This window comes from Cryobacterium sp. PH31-L1 (assembly GCF_030063145.1).
Lineage (GTDB): Bacteria > Actinomycetota > Actinomycetes > Actinomycetales > Microbacteriaceae > Cryobacterium.
Genome location: NZ_JASISM010000005.1, coordinates 71846 through 88172 on the forward strand (window position 1 = coordinate 71846; position 16327 = coordinate 88172).

The following is a 16327-nucleotide window of genomic DNA, read 5'->3' on the forward strand; positions in this document are numbered from 1 at the left end:
TGGGTCGCCCGGCTTTTAATGCCCGCTATGACGCGGTTGCCAGCAGGTTCAGTGCTTGCGGGCTGTAGAAACGATCGAGGTAGTCGCGCAGAACCAAGCGGCACTCGGCGATGAAACGCTCGTCACCGAGCGGATCGGTGTGGAAGGCGCGCGCGAGCAGCGCGTCGGCCATCTCGACGGCGACTTCGAGTCGAAAGATCAGGTCGTCGCCGGCCGGCAGATCGAACTCGTTGACGAGCACGTCAGCGAGGCGGCGGGCGAAGAAGTCGGCATCCGCTACCGCGTCGACGGCGGGCGCGCCATCGCGGTCGTCGAAGTTCACGATGCGAAAGCCCGGCTCCGAGCGGTAGAGGCCGACAAATGCCGTCACGACGCAGTCCACCGCGTCCCACCAGGAGGTGAGGGTGCTCGCGCCGAGCTCGTCGACGACTCGCTGCCGAAAGCGCACAACCGCACGCTCGTGCAGAGCGTGCAAAACGGCCACCCGGTCCGGGTAGTAGCGGTACACAGTCCCGATCGAGGCACCGGCACGATCCGCGATCATCGCGGTCGTGATGCGGTCGAAACCGACCTCGTCCACGACAGCCGCAGCCGCATCGAGCAAACCGGACAGCCGTGCAGCGCTGCGCTGCTGAATCGGCTCGGTACGCACCTGCTGCAGTGCTGCACCGGTCTCTTCACCTATTAGGCCACCACGCGTCATTTATCCCCCTTGAAGATAAGTCACCATCCTACGGGGTAAAACCCCATTCCCACTTGGTTGATCGGGGGATGCACAGCAAACATGGCAGAATGAGAGGGTGCCAGATTCCCCAGACGCCACGCCGAGTGCGCCAAGTCCCGAGCGAATCATGCACCGCGCGGCCCGTATCGAAGACTGGCTGCACGACCGTCGGGAGCATTCCGCCCGTCGCCGCGGCTATCAGCCCACCGTCATTCCGTACACCGGCTACGGATCGACGGCCTGGGTGCGCATCCTCTGCCGGGTACTTCTGGCCAAGCCGGACAAGCCGGCGAAGCGCACCAAACGCCCCCGAGCGGATGGCCGCGACGCCGGCATTCGAGGCTGGCGCAGCTTCACGAGCGTGCCGGTGAACGACGTCACCGTCACGATTGAGATCGACGGCCAGACGCATCGGGTGCAGGCCGATCGCGGCGGGGTCGTCGACACCGTGGTTCCGGTCTCGCTGCCCGCCGGCTGGCACGTTGCCCGGCTGCACACCGAATTCTCGGCCGTGGCCGAAGCCCCGCTCTTCATCGTGGCACCCACTGTCGGCTACGGCGTCGTCTCCGACGTCGACGACACCGTGATGGTCACCACGCTCCCCCGCCCGTTGCTGGCCGCCTGGAACACGTTCGTGCTCGACGAACATGCCCGCGTACCGACCCCGGGCATGGCTGTGTTCCTGGAACGTCTGGCCTCCTTCACCCCCGGTGCCCCGGTCATCTATCTGTCGACGGGTGCCTGGAACGTGGCGCCCACCCTGTCGCGTTTCCTGTCCCGCAACCTGTATCCCGCCGGGGCGCTGCTCCTGACCGACTGGGGCCCGACCCACGACCGCTGGTTCCGCAGCGGCAGTGCCCACAAACGTGACAATTTGCGTCGGCTCGCCGAACAGTTCCCTGAAATGCGCTGGATTTTGATCGGCGACGACGGCCAGCACGACGAGGCCATCTACAGCGACTTTCAACGCGACTATCCGGGCAGCGTCGCGGCCGTAGCCATCCGCCAACTATCCCCGAGCGAAGCGGTGCTCGCCGGCGGTCGCTCCCGCGATGCCGTGCTGATCGAGGGCGGCCCCGAGGCCCCCTGGGTGTACGGGCCAGACGGCTCGAGTCTGGCCAATCAGCTGGCCGAGCGCGGTCTGCTCTAGCCCGCCTGCGCGAGACCCGGCGATGGGCGCCGGGTCAGCTCGCGGTGCTCTGTTCCATGCTCATTCGGCGCAGCACCAGGGTCTCCACGACCTGCGCGAGACCGTAGAGGGCCAGCGACACGATGGTGATGACCACGACGGATGCCCATACCTCCGAGTTCTGCACCTTGGCTACGGCGGCGACGATCGAGTTGCCCAGGCCCTGGCCGGTGGTCAGCCATTCGGCCAGCAGCGCACCGGTGATGGCGCCGGGCACCGAGATCTTCACCGCGGCGAAGAACGAGGGCAGGGAGCTCGGCAGCGCCACCTTGCGCAGGGTGGTGAAGGCGCTGCCGCCGTAGACGGTGATCACGTCACTGATCTGCGGTGATGAGGAGCGCAGCCCGAAGGCGATGTTCACGAGGGCGGGGAACAGGACGACGATGGCGCCCATCACCACGGCGGTGGTGAGGCCGCGCCCGGTGATGAGGCTGATGACGGGAACGAGAGCCACGAGCGGCACCGAGCGCAGCAGCAGGGCGATCGGCATCAGGGCATGCTCGATGCCCCGAAACAGGGTGAACACGACCGCGAGCAGCAGGGCGCAGGTAAGGCCGGCGACGAATCCGAGAAAGGCGTCGCCCAGGGTCACGACCAGGTTGCCGAACACCATGGCGCGATTGTCGGCGGCTTCGGGAACTGTGGCGAGCCAGGTCCAGACGTCGAGGGGTCCCTTGACCAAAAATGGCGACACGTCGAGCAGCAGCAGCAGTCCCTGCCAGGCCACCAGCACGAGAACGAGAGTAGTGAGCCCGGTCGCCAGACCGCGCGCCACGGTCACGAGCGCCACGCGTGCAAAGCTCATCGGTTGCTCCGTCCGGTGGTCCACGGCGCGGCAAAACGGAGGATGACCGCAAAGATCGCGTAGCCGAGACCCGCGGTGACCCCGGCGACGAGCGCGAGGCTCCAGACCCGGTCGACGTTGGCCGTTGAGCCGGCCACGAGCATGGCGATTCCCAGCCCGCGGCTGACTCCGCCGAGGTACTCCCCCAGAATGGCTCCGATGAACGCGGCCGGTGCGGCGATCTGCAGCGCGGTGAGCACGCTCGGCAGTCCGGCGATCAGGCGCACCTTGCGCAACTGGGTGAACCTGCTGCCACCGTAGACGGTTATGAGGTCGAGGCTGGCGGCATCCGCTGCCTTGAGGCCGACCAGTGAGCCGATGACGGTCGTGAAGAACACCGACATCGCGGCGAGGAAGACTGCTGTCCCGGCCGGGTCGCCCGCGCTCGGCGCCCCGATCACGATGTAGGCGATCGGGCCGATGGCGACGATGGGAATGCAGTACGTGATCACTGCGATCTGCATCGCGATCTTCTCGATGCGCGGCAGCAGCAACACGAGGGCGGCGAGGGCCAGAGCCAGTCCGGTGCCCCAGGCGAAGCCGATCAGCGCTTCGAGCACAGTGACGCTGACGTGCGGCAGGTAGAACGCTGGGCCGTCGCTGACGAGTTGTGTGAGCACGTCGAGCGGGGTGGGAACCGCACCACCGGGCATGGAACCGACCTCGGCAAAAACGGTGACGGCGCCGATCCACCATAGGGCGATGACGATCGCACCGCCGATCAGGCCGGTCGCCCAGGCCGGCAGGGCCCGCAGCGAACTTCGGATCACTGGTCAGCGCCCGAGGCTGCCGCATCACTGAAGAGCAGGTCGGAGGCGCGGTCGTGCAGCGCGTGGAACTCGGGCGAACGCATCATCTCGGGCAATCGGGGCCGTGGAAGGTCGACGTCGATGACTTCCTTGACCCGGCCGGGCCTGGCGCTCATGACGGCGACATGGTCGGAGAGGAAAATGGCTTCGGCGATGCCGTGTGTGACCATCAGAGTCGTGGCCGGTTTCTGGGTCCAGATGCGCAGCAGCTCGAGGTTGAGTCGCTGCCGGGTCATGTCGTCAAGGGCCCCGAACGGCTCATCCAGCAACAGCACCGAGGGCTTGAGCACGAGCGATCGGGCGATCGACACGCGCTGCTTCATCCCGCCGGAGAGCTGGGCCGGCTTGGCCTTCTCGAACCCCGTGAGGCCGACGAGGGCGATCAGTTCGTCGACATAGGCGTCGTCGACGGGAATGCGCGCGACCTCGAACGGGAGCCGAATGTTCGAACGCACGCTGCGCCAGGGCAACAGAGCGGAATCCTGAAAGGCGATGCCGAGCTGGTGCCCGTGCCGAAGTTGCTGCGGGCTCTTGCCGTCGACCCGAGTTGTGCCGCTCGTGGGCTGTTCCAAGCCGGCCAGAATGCGCAGGATGGTCGATTTGCCGCACCCGGAAGGGCCGAGCAAGGACAGAAAGCTGCCCTTGTCGGTGTGAAGGTTGGCATTGTCGAGGGCGACGACTTCTTTGCGCCCGACCGCGAAGACCTTATGCAGCTCGGAGATGTGCAGGCCGGTGCCCCCGGCCTGGCCCCCAATATCCGGTGTCGCTACCGAGTCACGAACTCCGGCATCAGTACTACTCACGTGGGTCGCTCCTTAGCGCTGGCGGACCTGCCAGGTATTGAGGGGCAGATGACTATTTTAGGTACCGGCCGGGCATCCGCTGAACGCTCGATGCGTTCTGCCGGATACCCAACCACTGTTTGAGCTACTTGCTGTAGGCGAGCAGGTCGGGGTTTTCGGCGTAGACCTCGTCGAGCAAAGTCATATCAAACAGCTGGCCCGCCGTGATCGTGAGGCCGGTCGCTGCGAGCGTGTCGATGCTCTGCTGCTGCAGTTCCCTGCTGATCGAGAACAGGCCGTTGGCCACGGTATCCGCGCTCACGACGAGGTCGCTGGACTGGATCTCGGCCTGGCGGGTCTCCTTCTCGATGGTCAGGTCGAAGGTCGGCCCGTAGGTGTCGACGGTGAGTTTCGCCGCAGTATCCGGGTCGTTGATGGCGTCGGTCCAGCCGCGAATTTCGGCGACGAGCAGGGCCTTGAGCTTCTCGCGGTCGTTCCTGATGGCATCGTCGGTGACCGTGAGAGTCTCGGCGACGAACGGCAGGCCGAAGTCGGCCAGCGGCAGGTTGACCGGGCCCAGCCCCTTGAGCTCGGCGTCGATCGACTCATTGGTGAGATAGGAGAACCAGCCGTCGACCTCTCCGTTGAACAGCGGGGTCGGGTCGTACTGCACCGGGAGGGTGGTCAGGGAACTCTCATCGATGTCGTTGACCTTGAGGAAGGCCTCCCAGAGGCTGAGGTTGCTCGCCTGAACACCGATGGTCTTGCCCTTGAGGTCGTCGAGGGTGGCAATATTGCCGTTGTCAGCCAGCGACAGGATGGTGAAGGGGTTCTTCTGGTACGTGGCGCCGATGATCTTGAGCGGCGCACCCTCGTTGGCGATGATCGTGCCGGTGGAGATCGCGTTGCCGATGCCGATATCGGCGTTGCCCGAGATGACGGCGGCTTCGATCGAGGCGGGGCCCTCGATCATGTCGACCGAGTCGAGCCCGGCCTCGGTGAAGTAGCCGTTCTTGTCGGCGATGTACTCGCCCATGAATTCGGCGTTCTTGATCCAGCTGAACTGGATGCTCGCGTCACCGAACGATGCCGCCGCACCATCGGCGCCCACTTTCGCGTCGTCAGTGCCCGCGCAGGCAGCAAGCGAGAGTGCCAGCACGGCCGCGACCGCGACACCGCGCACAACCCGGGTTGCGGTTCGACTATTGAAAGAGCCTCTGGATGGGGTCATTGCGGGGTTCCTCTCGGGGGTGCAAGGGCGCTGTGGGAATACAGCTGCTGTGGTGCGAAAACGCGAACCGACGGGAATTATCGCGAGTGGAGAACGCCCGGAAATGGCAGTGTAGGCGTGTCACATATCAGTTCGAGTTCGACTTTGTTTCGAACGGATGACCAAAAACGGAGGAGACCCTCCGCAATACCAGTTTAGCCGGCTCTCACCGATTAGCGACTGGTCCCGGTAAGGATGCGGTCGAGCCCGCGATTGATCTGGCGGGCCCAGAGCGGTCCGCGGTAGAGGAAGGCCGTATAGCCCTGCACGAGGGTTGCTCCGGCCGCGAGGCGTTCGGCCACCTGAGCGGCCGAGTCCACTCCGCCGACGGAGATGACGCAGAAATCGGCCGGGACGACGGCGCGTATCTGCAGGAGAATGGCCAATGACCGGGCATGCAACGGGGCGCCGGACAGGCCGCCGGCTCCAGCGGCGTCGACGATGGCGGCATCCGTTCTCAGACCGGTGCGGGAGATCGTGGTGTTGGTGGCGATGATGCCGTCGAGGCCGAGTTCCACGGCGAGGGTCGCGATGCGGGCGACTTCGGCATCGCCCAGGTCGGGAGCGATCTTGACCAGCAACGGGGTGGCACCGGCAGCGCCCTTGACTGCCGTCAGCAGCGGCGCGAGCTGGTCGAGTTCCTGCAGTCCGCGCAGCCCGGGGGTGTTGGGCGAACTCACGTTGACGACGAGGTAGTCGGCGAGGGCGGCGAGGGTTTCGGCGCTCTGCAGATAGTCGGCCGTGGCTTTCTCGACGGCGGTGACACGGCTCTTGCCGATGTTTATGCCGAGCACGGGGCGACCGGCGACAGCCCGAACGCGCGTCAACCGACCGACGGCCGCAGCGGCGCCGTGGTTGTTGAAGCCCATGCGGTTGATGACCGCGCGGTCGGCCAAGAGCCGAAACAGGCGCGGTGCCGGGTTGCCGGGCTGGGCCACGGCGGTCAGCGTGCCGACCTCGACGTGGCCGAAGCCGAGCTGGCCGAGTCCGATGACGGCCTCGCCGTCCTTGTCGAAACCGGCCGCCACGCCGAAGGGCGAGTCGAAGTGCAGGCCGAGGGTGTCGACGCCGAGGTCGGTTCGCGGGCGGGTGAACCGGTGCACCAAACGGCCGATACCGAGCGTCGGCAACAGTCGGATGACGGTGAAGGCGAGGTGGTGGGCCCGTTCGGGATCCATCCGGGTCAGCACGTATTTGAAGAACAGCGGATACATCGAGCCCTAGGGTTTGGTGGCGGTGGTGACCGGCGCGTCGACGGCATCCGCTGTCTGCACCGGTTTCAAACGTGTCGCGTGCTCGGTACGCAGCTGCCTGATGGCCGCTTCGAAGTCGTCGAGGGAGTCGAAGCCCTGGTAGACGCTGGCGAATCGCAGGTAGGCGACCTCATCCAGGTCACGAAGCGGCGGCAGAATGGCCAGGCCAATATCGTTGGCATCGACCTGCGATGCCCCGGTCTGGCGAATGGATTCTTCGACCTTCTGGGCCAGCATGGCGAGGTCGGAGTCGGTGACCGGTCGGCCCTGGCAGGCTTTACGCACGCCGGAGACGATCTTCTCGCGGCTGAACGGCTCCACCACGCCGCTGCGCTTGATGATGTTGAGGCTGGCGGTCTCGGTGGTGCTGAAGCGGCGGCCGCATTCCGGGCACTGCCGGCGGCGGCGAATCGAGAGTCCGTCGTCGCTCGTGCGCGAGTCGACGACTCGGGAATCGGGGTGGCGACAGAACGGGCAGAACATTGTGCCCCCAGCCTAGCGGTCCCCGCCGCCCCTGCTACTCCGCTTTCGCCAGAGCGGGACCTACTCGAAGCGGGCGGTGACGGCGTCTCCGTGCGCGGGCAGTGCCTCGGCATTGGAGAGCGCCGCGATGTGGCCGGCGACCGCCCCTAGCGCTTCACGGCTGTAGCGCACGACCTGCTGCGGCCGCAGGAACGTGTAGGCACCCAGGCCGGAGGAGAATCGTGCCGCTCCCGCAGTGGGCAGAACGTGGTTGGAGCCGGCGACGTAGTCGCCGAGGCTCACCGGCGAGTACGGTCCAAGAAAAATCGCTCCCGCGTTCTCGATTTCGGCCAGCACGGCGTCGGGATCACTCGTCTGAATCTCGAGGTGTTCCGGTGCGAAGGCGTTGCTGAACCCGGCCGCGACGTGCAGGTCATCGACCAGCACGATGGCCGACTGGCGTCCGCCGAGCGACGCGGTCACCCGTTCGCTGTGGGTAGTGGATGCCGCCAGCACGGCAAGGCGCGCCGCTACCGCATCGGCGAGTTCGATCGAATCGGTCACCAGAACGGCGGCCGCAAGTTCGTCGTGCTCGGCCTGACTGACCAGATCGGCGGCGACGAGCAGCGGGTCGGCGGCGGCATCCGCTATCACGAGAATGTCGGTGGGGCCGGCCTCCGAGTCGATGCCGGCCTGGCCGCGAATGAGCCGCTTGGCGGCCGCGACGTAGACGTTGCCGGGGCCGGTGACGATCTGCACCGGGTCGAGTCCGATGTCTTCGACGCCGTAGGCGAGGGCACCGATAGCGCCGGCGCCGCCCATGGCATAGATCTCATCGACGCCGAGCAGGCCGGCGACGGCGAGGATGGTCGGGTGCACGCGGCCGTCGAAGTGGCTCTGCGGCGGCGAAGCGAGGGCGATGGAACGCACCCCGGAAACCTGAGCGGGCACGACGTTCATCACCACGCTCGAGGGGTAGACGGCCTTGCCGCCGGGAACGTAGAGTCCGACCCGGTTCACCGGCTGCCAGCGCTGGGTGACGGTGGCACCGGCCTCGATCGTGGTCGTCGCAGCAGGCGGAACCTGCGCGGCACTGGCCAGGCGCACCCGGCGGATGGTCTCGGTGATTGCGGTGCGCACGGCCGGGTCGAGCCCGGCGACGGCATGCGCAATGTGGCTGGCCGGAACGCGCACCTGGCCTGGACGCACCCGGTCGAGGCGTTCGGCCTGGTCGAGCAGGGCGGCTCCGCCCCGCGCTCGCACGTCGGCGATCAGTTCGGCCGCGATGTCGGTGGCGACAGCGACGCTGGTCAGGGCGCGCGGAACGGAGGCCAGGAGCGCGGCCGGCGTGGGCTCGCTTCCGCGAAGGTCAATAGTCTGGATCATCGTGGCTTAGCCTATCCGTCCATGAGGCGTAACAATCAGTGCGCGGGAATAGGCTGAGGCTGAAACAGATTGTTGGTTGAGTATGCAAAGCAACGTTGAACCCCCAGTATCTACTCGGCCCGTCTCCAGCCGGCCCGCGCCTGCTGCAGTCGCTACTGACCCCGCCGTGACCCTGCCGGCGGCCCCGCCGCTGGCCGCCGACCCCAATGCGCCCGACGACCTCGCCGCGTTCAAACACGCGTTCCGCCGCCACGCTGCCGGTGTGGCCGCGATCACCACGCTCGACCCCGACGGCAGCCCGGTCGGCTTCACGGCGACCTCACTGGCCTCCTTGTCGGCTGTTCCGCCCCTGGCCACGTTCAACATGGCCCGCTCGGCCAGCTCCTGGGCGGCGATCGCCGCCGCCGACCGCGTGGTCATCCACATGCTGGGCGCCCAAAACCGGCCCATCGCCCAAAAGCTCGCCGGCCCCCACGCCGACCGTTTCATCGGCGATCACTGGCAGCCCGGCCCGTACGGGCTGCCAGTGTTGGCCGGGGTGACCAGCTGGATGATCGGCCGCATCGTCGAGCGCGTCTCGGTGCACAACAACGCCGTCGTGGTCGTGCAAATCGAGGGCGGCGGCATGGGCACCGACGACGAGGCCCTGCTCTATCACGAGCGCACCTACCGGGTTCCGGGTGCCGCTGTCTAACCTTGCCCTGCCACATCGCGGAGCACAGGGGCAACTTTGGCGCGAGAAGCGACTTTCGTCCCCATGGCCCGCGGCAGAGCCGATGTGGCCGAAGATGTCGTCTCCTGCCCGCAGGCGGCGTCTGTGAGGCACGAAGTTGGCATCTCGAGCGTCGTGTCCGTTCGGCCACAAAGAGTCGAGCCGCGCGGCTACTTCTGGGCGGCCAGCTTTTCGGCAGCCTTGCGACGACGACGTTCAGCTTCGGCCACCGCTGCCTCGGCCGGAGTCGGCGCCGTTCCGCCGAGGTGCGCTGGCTGCCACCACTGGCCGTCGCCGGGCACCGAATACTCCGCCTGAACGGCGTCAACGAGGGCCTGCAGGGTGTCGTGGAGCCGCAAGGTGGTCACCGCGACGTCGTCGTCAACGCGGCCAGCGGCATGCGCTGAAAAAGGTTCCCCAAAGCGGATGCTGACCGGCACGCCGAGCCGCTCCCGCAGCGTCGAACGATGGTTCTTGGTCATCAGCCGATGCCCGCCCCACACCGCCACCGGAATGATAGGCACGTTTGCGGCCAGTGCCATGCGCACCGCACCCGTCTTGAGCTCCCGCACGGTGAACGAGGCGTTGACTCCGCCCTCAGGGAAGACTCCGAGCAGTTCGCCGGCGCGCAGGGCCTCGACGGCCTCCGCGTAGGCCGCGCCGCCGCTCTCCATGTCGACCGAGATGTGCTTCATGCCGCGCAGCAGGGGCCCGACCAGTTTCTGGTCGAAGGCACCCTTCTTGGCCATGAACCGGATATGGCGGCGGTTGTGCAGCCAGGTCACCCACTCGACCAGGGCGAAGTCCAGGTACCCGAAGTGGGTGATGGCGAGGACAGCTCCTCCGGTGGCCGGCAGTTGCCCGGTCCCGGTGACGGTGCGGCGCACTCGAAGCAGTCCGAACAGGGCTCGCCCGGCTCCGATGGCGGCCTGGTAGATCGGCTCTCGCGTGTGCATGCAACCAGCCTAGGCTGGCATCCTGTCAGTCATCTGCGGCCCGCGGTGAAGAAATTCGGTCGAGGATCAGGTCAGGCAGTTCGGGCCGAGAATACTCTTGAGCTCGCCGAACAGGTCGGCACTCACCTTCACCCGGTGCGGCAGCTCGAATACCCGGGCCACGTCACCCTTGACCAGTTTGAGGCGCACCTCGGCGTCGCCGGCATGGCGCTTGAGAATCTCACCGAGCGCACTCACCGTGTCCGTCGTCGCACGGGCCTCCCCCACAGTGATCGAGACCATGCTCTGGTCGGAACCCTGCCCGAGCTCGGGCTGGAACACGCTGAACGCGTGCAGGTTCATGCCGTCGTCGCGCAGGCTCACCCGTCCGCGCACCACGACGACCGAGTCGCTGATCAGATCAGGCGCAAACTCGAGATAGGCCTTGCCCATGAACATCGCGGTGATCTCACCGCCGAAGTCCTCGACCTGGATCATGCCGTACTGGTTGCCCGACTTCTTCGCGACACGGTGCTGCACGCTGGTGATCAGGCCGGCCACGGTCACCGTGTCGCCGTCCTCGGTCGACTCTGAGGCAATCAAGTCGGCGATCGTGGTGCTCGCATGCTTGGCGAGCGGTATCTCGAGCCCGGCGAGCGGATGGTCGGACACGTAGAGACCGAGCATGTCGCGTTCGTAGGCGAGCTTCTCCTTCTTGCTCCACTCGGGCCGGTCTGGCACCTGCTCGGTGTCCTGCGGTTCGTCGAACAGGCTGTCGAAGTCGAACCCGATGTTGCCGTTGCTCTCTTCGCGCTTGATCTTGACAGCCGATTCGACGGCGGATTCGTGAATCTCAACCATGCCGCGCCGCGTCGCGCCGAGCGAGTCGAACGCCCCGGCCTTGACCAGGGATTCGATCGTGCGCTTGTTGGCGACCGGAAGCGGCACCTTGCGCAGAAAGTCGTGGAACGACTCGAAGCGCCCCTTCTCCTCGCGAGCACCGCGAATGGCCTCGACCACGTTGAAGCCCACGTTGCGCACGGCACCCAAACCAAAGCGGATGTCCGTACCCACGGCCGCGAAGAAACCGATCGACTCGTTGACGTCGGGTGCCAGCACCTGGATGCCCATGCGGCGGCACTCGTTGAGGTAGAGCGCGAGCTTGTCGCGGGAGTCGCCGACGCTCGTGAGCAGGGCTGCCATGTATTCGGCCGGGTAGACGGCCTTGAGGTAGGCGGTCCAGTAGGACAGCACGCCATAGGCGGCAGAGTGTGCCTTGTTGAAGGCGTAATCGGAGAACGGCAGCAGGATATTCCAGACCGTGGTGACGGCATCCATGGAATAGCCGCGGTCCTGCATGCCCTTGGAGAAGCCCTCGAACTGCTTGTCTAGCTCGGACTTCTTCTTCTTACCCATCGCCCGGCGCAGCAGGTCGGCTTCACCGAGCGTGAAGCCGGCGAGCACCTGCGCGATCGACATGACCTGCTCCTGGTACACGATCAGGCCGTAGGTGTTGCCGATGACGTCCTTCAGGGCCTCTTCGAGCTCCTCGTGGATCGGGATGATCTCCTGCACGCCGGTTTTACGCAGCGCATAATTGGTGTGCGAGTTGGCGCCCATGGGGCCGGGCCGGTAGAGCGCGATCACGGCCGAGATGTCTTCGAAGTTGTCGGGTTTCATGAGCCGCAGCAGGGCCCGCATCGGGCCGCCGTCCAGCTGGAACACGCCGAGGGTGTCGCCGCGGGCGAGCAGTTCGTATGCGGCCGGGTCTTCGAGGCCAAGGTCCTCGAGTACGGGTCGGTGGCCGCGGTTCACGGCGATGTTGTCGAGCGTGTCGTCGATGATGGTGAGGTTGCGCAGCCCCAAAAAGTCCATCTTGATCAGCCCGAGGGCTTCGGAAGCCGGGTAGTCGAATTGGGTGACTACCTGGCCATCCGCTTCACGTTTCATGATCGGGATGATGTCGATCAGGGGATCGCTCGACATGATCACGCCGGCGGCGTGCACGCCCCACTGCCGTTTGAGGTTTTCGAGGCCGAGAGCGGTGTCGAAGACGGTGCGGGCCTCGGGGTCACTCTCGATCACGGCGCGGAAGTCGGCTGCTTCGCGGTAGCGCGGGTGGTCCTTGTCGAACATGCCGGTGAGGGGCACATCCTTACCCATGATGGCCGGCGGCATGGCCTTAGTGAGCTTGTCGCCCATACCGAACGGAAAGCCGAGCACGCGGGAGGCATCTTTCAGGGCCTGCTTGGCCTTGATGGTGCCGTAGGTGACGATCTGGGCGACGCGTTCCTCGCCGTACTTCTCGGTGACGTACTTGATGACCTCACCGCGGCGACGCTCGTCGAAGTCGACGTCGAAGTCGGGCATGGAGACACGGTCGGGGTTGAGGAACCGCTCAAAGATGAGGCCGTGCACGAGCGGGTCGAGGTCGGTGATGCCCATCGCGTAGGCGACCATCGAGCCGGCACCCGAACCACGGCCGGGGCCGACGCGGATTCCCTGCTGCTTGGACCACATGATGAAGTCGGCGACGACCAGAAAGTAGCCGGGAAACCCCATCTGCACGATGATGCCGATTTCGTAGTCGGCACGCTTCCGCACATCTGCGGGGATGCCCTTCGGGTAGCGCTTGGCCAGCCCGATCTCGTTCTCCTTGATGAACCAGCTTTCCTCGTTCTCACCCTCCGGGCAGGGAAAACGGGGCATGTAGTTGGCTTGGGTGTTGAATTCCACCTCGCAGCGCTCGGCGATGAGCAGCGTGTTGTCGCAGGACTCGGGGTGGTCCCGAAACAGGTGCCGCATCTGCGCGGCTGTTTTGAGGTAGAACTCGTTGGAGTCGAACTTGAACCGGTTCGGGTCGTCGAGGGTCGACGCCGACTGCACGCAGAGCAGCGCGGCGTGCGCGGTGGCATCGTGAGCGTGGGTGTAATGCAGGTCGTTGCTGGCCAGCAGCGGCAGGTCGAGCTCCTTGGCCAGCTTGAGCAGGTCGGTCATGGTGCGGCGCTCGATGTCGATGCCGTGGTCCATGATCTCGCAGAAGAAGTTCTCCTTGCCGAAGATGTCCTGGAAGTCGCCGGCGGCCTTCTTGGCCTCCTCGTACTGACCGAGGCGCAGGCGGGTCTGCACCTCGCCACCGACGCATCCCGTGGTGCCGATCAAGCCTTTGGAGAACTGGCTGAGCAGTTCGCGGTCCATGCGCGGTTTGAAGTAGTAGCCCTCGAGGCTTGCCTTCGACGAGAGCCGGAACAGGTTGTGCATGCCCGCCGTGTTCTCGGAGAGCAGCGTCATGTGCGTGTATGAGCCGGCGCCACCGACGTCGTCACGGTTCTGGCCGCTCGTACCCCAGCGAACCCGGGTCTTGTCGCGCCGATCGGTGCCCGGGGTGATGTACGCCTCCGTGCCGATGATCGGCTTGATGCCGGCGTCGGTCGCGCTCTTCCAAAAATCGAATGCTCCGAACACGTTGCCGTGGTCGGTGATCGCGACCGCCGGCATCCCCTGCTCGACTGCCGCCTTGATCAGGGGTTTCACCCGGGCGGCGCCGTCGAGCATGGAATATTCGCTGTGCACGTGCAGGTGGACGAAATTGTCAGTGGCACTGACCGGGTTACTCACAGGGACTCCGACGAGTTGGTGGAACGGTTAGGGACGAGTCGGCCTCGGTCAATCTCCGCGCAGCACCGCGAGGGCGTGCGAGAGGTCGGCCGGGTAGTCGGCGTTGTAGGTGACCCACTCGTGGCTGTCCGGGTGGGTGAACGCCAGCTGTTTGGCGTGCAGCCACTGGCGTTTCAGCCCAAGCCGGGCGGTGATCGACGGATCGGCACCGTACATCGCGTCGCCGACACACGGATGCCGCTGGGCCGTCATGTGCACCCGAATCTGATGGGTTCGTCCCGTCTCCAAGTGCACCTCGAGCAGGGAACCGAAGGGGAAGGCTTCCAGGGTCTCGTAGTGGGTGATCGAGGGCTTGCCGTCGGCCATGACCGCGAACTTCCAATCCGACCGCGGGTGGCGGCCGATCGGGGCGTCGATGGTTCCGGTGAGCGGGTCGGGGTGGCCCTGCACGACCGTGTGGTAGATCTTCTCGACCTCGCGGTCGTGGAACGCCTTCTTGAGCGCCACATAGGCCGTCTCCGACTTGGCGACGACCATGAGGCCGCTCGTGCCCACGTCAAGGCGGTGCACGATTCCCGCGCGCTCGGCGGCACCGGAGGTAGCGATGCGAAAACCCGCGGCGGCGAGAGCACCGGGTACGGTCGGTCCGGTCCAGCCGACGCTCGCGTGCGCGGCGACTCCGGCCGGCTTGTTGATCACGATAATGCTCTCATCGTCGTGCACAACGGTGAGGTCGGGAACCGCGATGGGGATGACACGTAGAGGCTGCTTGGGCTGCCAGGTCACTTCAATCCAGCTACCGGCCCGTAAACGATCGGACTTGCCCACCACAGTGCCGTCGAGTAAGACGCCACCGGCCTCCGACACCTCGGCGGCGAAGCTGCGGGAAAAGCCGAACAGCTTGGCCAGGCCGGCATCGACGCGCACGCCTTCAAGTCCGTCCGGCAGGGGCAGCGAACGCCGCTCCGGCGGGCTTGACAGGTCGAGGGATGCAGTCATGGCCGGGCCTCAGCCTCGGGGGCCGGTCGTTCGCGGCTGGGGGCAACGGTGTCGCTGGCGGTGGTATCGGGGGTCACAGCATCCGTTTGTTTCAGTATGGGGGTGGCAGTCTTGCTGTCGGCCACGACCTTGTTGCCGTCAAGGCCAATGCCGCGAATGGTCAGGATCATGAAGATGACCATGCTGCTAACGATGGCCATGTCGGCGACGTTGTAGATCGCCGGCAGCAGCCACGGTGTGGAGATGAAGTCGACGACGTGCCCGACCCCGAAGCCGGGTTCGCGCAGAAGCCGGTCGGTCAGGTTGCCGAGCACTCCGCCGAGCAGCAGTCCGAAGACGAGACCCCAGGTAAACGAGTGGATGCGCCGGGCAAACCAGGCGATGAAAACGACGACAGCGGCGGCGATGATGGAGAAGATCCAGGTGGATCCGCTGGCCAGGGAGAACGCCGCGCCCGGGTTCCGAACGAAGTGCAGTTGCAGAACGTCGTTCAGAACCCGAATCACGGAACCCTCGGTCATCGAAGCGACGACGAGGTACTTGCTGACTTGATCGAGCGCGTAAACGCTCAGCGCGACGAGGGCTAGAACGATAAGCGCTCGCGAACGCTTCTTCGTTCGGGCCCTATGCTCCAAAGCCCTGGAAGCTGGGCTTCGGCGCGTTGCCGGCGTCGACCGAGGTCGCGTCGAGGTCGTGGAGCTGGCCCTCGATGTAGCTCTTGAGCTTCAGGCGGTACTCGCGCTCGAACGTACGCAGCTCGTCGATCTTGCCTTCGAGCGTTGAACGCTCCTGGTCGAGCTTCTGCAGTTGAACGCGCTGCTGGGTCTCGGCTTCGGCGATGACGCGCGCGGCGGTGGCGTGGCCTTCAGCGATCAGTGCGTCGCGCTTCTCAGCGCCTTCCTTGACGTGCTCTTCGTGCAGGCGGCGAGCCAGCTGCAGCAGGTTGGTCGTGCCAGCCGTCTCGTCGATCGGTGCGGCGGCGACAGCGGCAACCGGAGCGGCGACGGGTTCGACCACGACGGGCTCAGCGACGACGGCAGCGACCGGAGCGGCCTCAGCTGCCGGGGCGACGCCCTCGCCGACCTGGCCGCGCAGTTCCTCGTTCTCCTTGGTCAGGCGACGCAGTTCGACAACGACCTCGTCGAGAAAGTCATCGACCTCGTCCTGGTCGTATCCCTCACGGAACTTGGTCGACTGGAACCTTTTGTTGACTACATCTTCCGGAGTTAGCGCCATGGCTTTCCACCCTCAAAACTTGTATTTATTGTGAACATTTGACTGACTCAAGCCCATGATTGGCTCAAGTATTTTGTTGACTAGGGGCTGCCGACGAGCAAGTACAGG

General features: G+C 65.7%; 15 protein-coding genes. 2 read left to right on the forward strand and 13 right to left on the reverse strand.

Translation table 11 applies throughout. The features are described from left to right. Positions 1–25 precede the first annotated feature (25 nt). Positions 26–703 (reverse strand): TetR/AcrR family transcriptional regulator, encoded by a 678-nt coding sequence (locus QMF22_RS11235; protein ID WP_283453564.1) that lies wholly within the window; start codon positions 701–703, stop codon positions 26–28. Between the two features lie 148 nt (positions 704–851). Between QMF22_RS11235 and QMF22_RS11240 the strand changes: the two genes are divergently transcribed. Next, complete coding sequence (locus tag QMF22_RS11240) at positions 852–1874, forward strand: App1 family protein phosphatidate phosphatase (protein WP_283454080.1); 1023 nt, start codon at positions 852–854, stop codon at positions 1872–1874. A gap of 34 nt (positions 1875–1908) precedes the next feature. Here QMF22_RS11240 and QMF22_RS11245 read toward each other — a convergent pair whose 3' ends face one another. From QMF22_RS11245 to hisD, 7 genes are all read right to left on the reverse strand, one after another. Next, positions 1909–2718: an ABC transporter permease gene (locus QMF22_RS11245; RefSeq protein ID WP_283453565.1), complete on the reverse strand. Its 810-nt coding sequence runs from the start codon at positions 2716–2718 to the stop codon at positions 1909–1911. Then, complete coding sequence (locus tag QMF22_RS11250) at positions 2715–3527, reverse strand: ABC transporter permease (protein ID WP_283453567.1); 813 nt, start codon at positions 3525–3527, stop codon at positions 2715–2717. Before QMF22_RS11250 ends, QMF22_RS11245 begins: the two co-directional genes overlap by 4 nt. Continuing rightward, entirely contained in the window at positions 3524–4321 is a 798-nt protein-coding gene (locus QMF22_RS11255) for an ABC transporter ATP-binding protein (RefSeq protein ID WP_283454083.1), read from the reverse strand. Before QMF22_RS11255 ends, QMF22_RS11250 begins: the two co-directional genes overlap by 4 nt. 172 nt (positions 4322–4493) lie before the next feature. After that, positions 4494–5579 (reverse strand): ABC transporter substrate-binding protein, encoded by a 1086-nt coding sequence (locus QMF22_RS11260; RefSeq protein WP_283453569.1) that lies wholly within the window; start codon positions 5577–5579, stop codon positions 4494–4496. Positions 5580–5791: 212 nt separating this feature from the next. Then, on the reverse strand, positions 5792–6832 hold the full coding sequence (locus QMF22_RS11265) for a quinone-dependent dihydroorotate dehydrogenase (protein WP_283453571.1): 1041 nt from the start codon (positions 6830–6832) through the stop codon (positions 5792–5794). Positions 6833–6838: 6 nt separating this feature from the next. Then, positions 6839–7354: a transcriptional regulator NrdR gene (gene nrdR / locus QMF22_RS11270; protein WP_283453572.1), complete on the reverse strand. Its 516-nt coding sequence runs from the start codon at positions 7352–7354 to the stop codon at positions 6839–6841. A gap of 60 nt (positions 7355–7414) precedes the next feature. Next, complete coding sequence (gene hisD / locus QMF22_RS11275; RefSeq protein ID WP_283453574.1) at positions 7415–8719, reverse strand: histidinol dehydrogenase; 1305 nt, start codon at positions 8717–8719, stop codon at positions 7415–7417. 172 nt (positions 8720–8891) lie between these two features. Between hisD and QMF22_RS11280 the strand changes: the two genes are divergently transcribed. Then, positions 8892–9413 carry a flavin reductase family protein gene (locus QMF22_RS11280; protein WP_283454085.1) on the forward strand — a complete coding sequence of 174 codons (522 nt, stop codon included), beginning with the start codon at positions 8892–8894 and terminating at the stop codon, positions 9411–9413. Between the two features lie 188 nt (positions 9414–9601). Here QMF22_RS11280 and QMF22_RS11285 read toward each other — a convergent pair whose 3' ends face one another. The 5 genes from QMF22_RS11285 to QMF22_RS11305 form a co-directional block, all read right to left on the reverse strand. Beyond that, entirely contained in the window at positions 9602–10387 is a 786-nt protein-coding gene (locus QMF22_RS11285) for a lysophospholipid acyltransferase family protein (RefSeq protein WP_283453576.1), read from the reverse strand. Positions 10388–10453: 66 nt separating this feature from the next. Further along, positions 10454–13921, reverse strand: coding sequence for a DNA polymerase III subunit alpha (gene dnaE / locus QMF22_RS11290; RefSeq protein ID WP_502846950.1), 3468 nt, complete (start codon positions 13919–13921; stop codon positions 10454–10456). Between the two features lie 111 nt (positions 13922–14032). After that, positions 14033–14983 carry an RluA family pseudouridine synthase gene (locus QMF22_RS11295; protein WP_283453580.1) on the reverse strand — a complete coding sequence of 317 codons (951 nt, stop codon included), beginning with the start codon at positions 14981–14983 and terminating at the stop codon, positions 14033–14035. Then, on the reverse strand, positions 14980–15618 hold the full coding sequence (lspA, locus tag QMF22_RS11300; RefSeq protein WP_283453582.1) for a signal peptidase II: 639 nt from the start codon (positions 15616–15618) through the stop codon (positions 14980–14982). The genes QMF22_RS11295 and lspA overlap by 4 nt, the downstream gene beginning before the upstream one ends. Further along, positions 15608–16219 carry a DivIVA domain-containing protein gene (locus QMF22_RS11305; RefSeq protein ID WP_283453584.1) on the reverse strand — a complete coding sequence of 204 codons (612 nt, stop codon included), beginning with the start codon at positions 16217–16219 and terminating at the stop codon, positions 15608–15610. Before QMF22_RS11305 ends, lspA begins: the two co-directional genes overlap by 11 nt. Between the last annotated feature and the right edge of the window lie 108 nt (positions 16220–16327).

Bases quoted from the DNA above. Each gene is read 5' to 3' on its own strand.
- QMF22_RS11235 (WP_283453564.1), bottom strand. From the start codon at position 703: ATGACGCGTGGTGGCCTAATAGGTGAAGAGACCGGTGCAGCACTGCAG.
- QMF22_RS11240 (WP_283454080.1), top strand. From the start codon at position 852: ATGCACCGCGCGGCCCGTATCGAAGACTGGCTGCACGACCGTCGGGAG.
- QMF22_RS11245 (WP_283453565.1), bottom strand. From the start codon at position 2,718: ATGAGCTTTGCACGCGTGGCGCTCGTGACCGTGGCGCGCGGTCTGGCG.
- QMF22_RS11260 (WP_283453569.1), bottom strand. From the start codon at position 5,579: ATGACCCCATCCAGAGGCTCTTTCAATAGTCGAACCGCAACCCGGGTT.
- QMF22_RS11265 (WP_283453571.1), bottom strand. From the start codon at position 6,832: ATGTATCCGCTGTTCTTCAAATACGTGCTGACCCGGATGGATCCCGAA.
- nrdR (WP_283453572.1), bottom strand. From the start codon at position 7,354: ATGTTCTGCCCGTTCTGTCGCCACCCCGATTCCCGAGTCGTCGACTCG.
- hisD (WP_283453574.1), bottom strand. From the start codon at position 8,719: ATGATCCAGACTATTGACCTTCGCGGAAGCGAGCCCACGCCGGCCGCG.
- QMF22_RS11285 (WP_283453576.1), bottom strand. From the start codon at position 10,387: ATGCACACGCGAGAGCCGATCTACCAGGCCGCCATCGGAGCCGGGCGA.
- dnaE (WP_502846950.1), bottom strand. From the start codon at position 13,921: ATGCTCGACGGCGCCGCCCGGGTGAAACCCCTGATCAAGGCGGCAGTC.
- QMF22_RS11295 (WP_283453580.1), bottom strand. From the start codon at position 14,983: ATGACTGCATCCCTCGACCTGTCAAGCCCGCCGGAGCGGCGTTCGCTG.
- QMF22_RS11305 (WP_283453584.1), bottom strand. From the start codon at position 16,219: ATGGCGCTAACTCCGGAAGATGTAGTCAACAAAAGGTTCCAGTCGACC.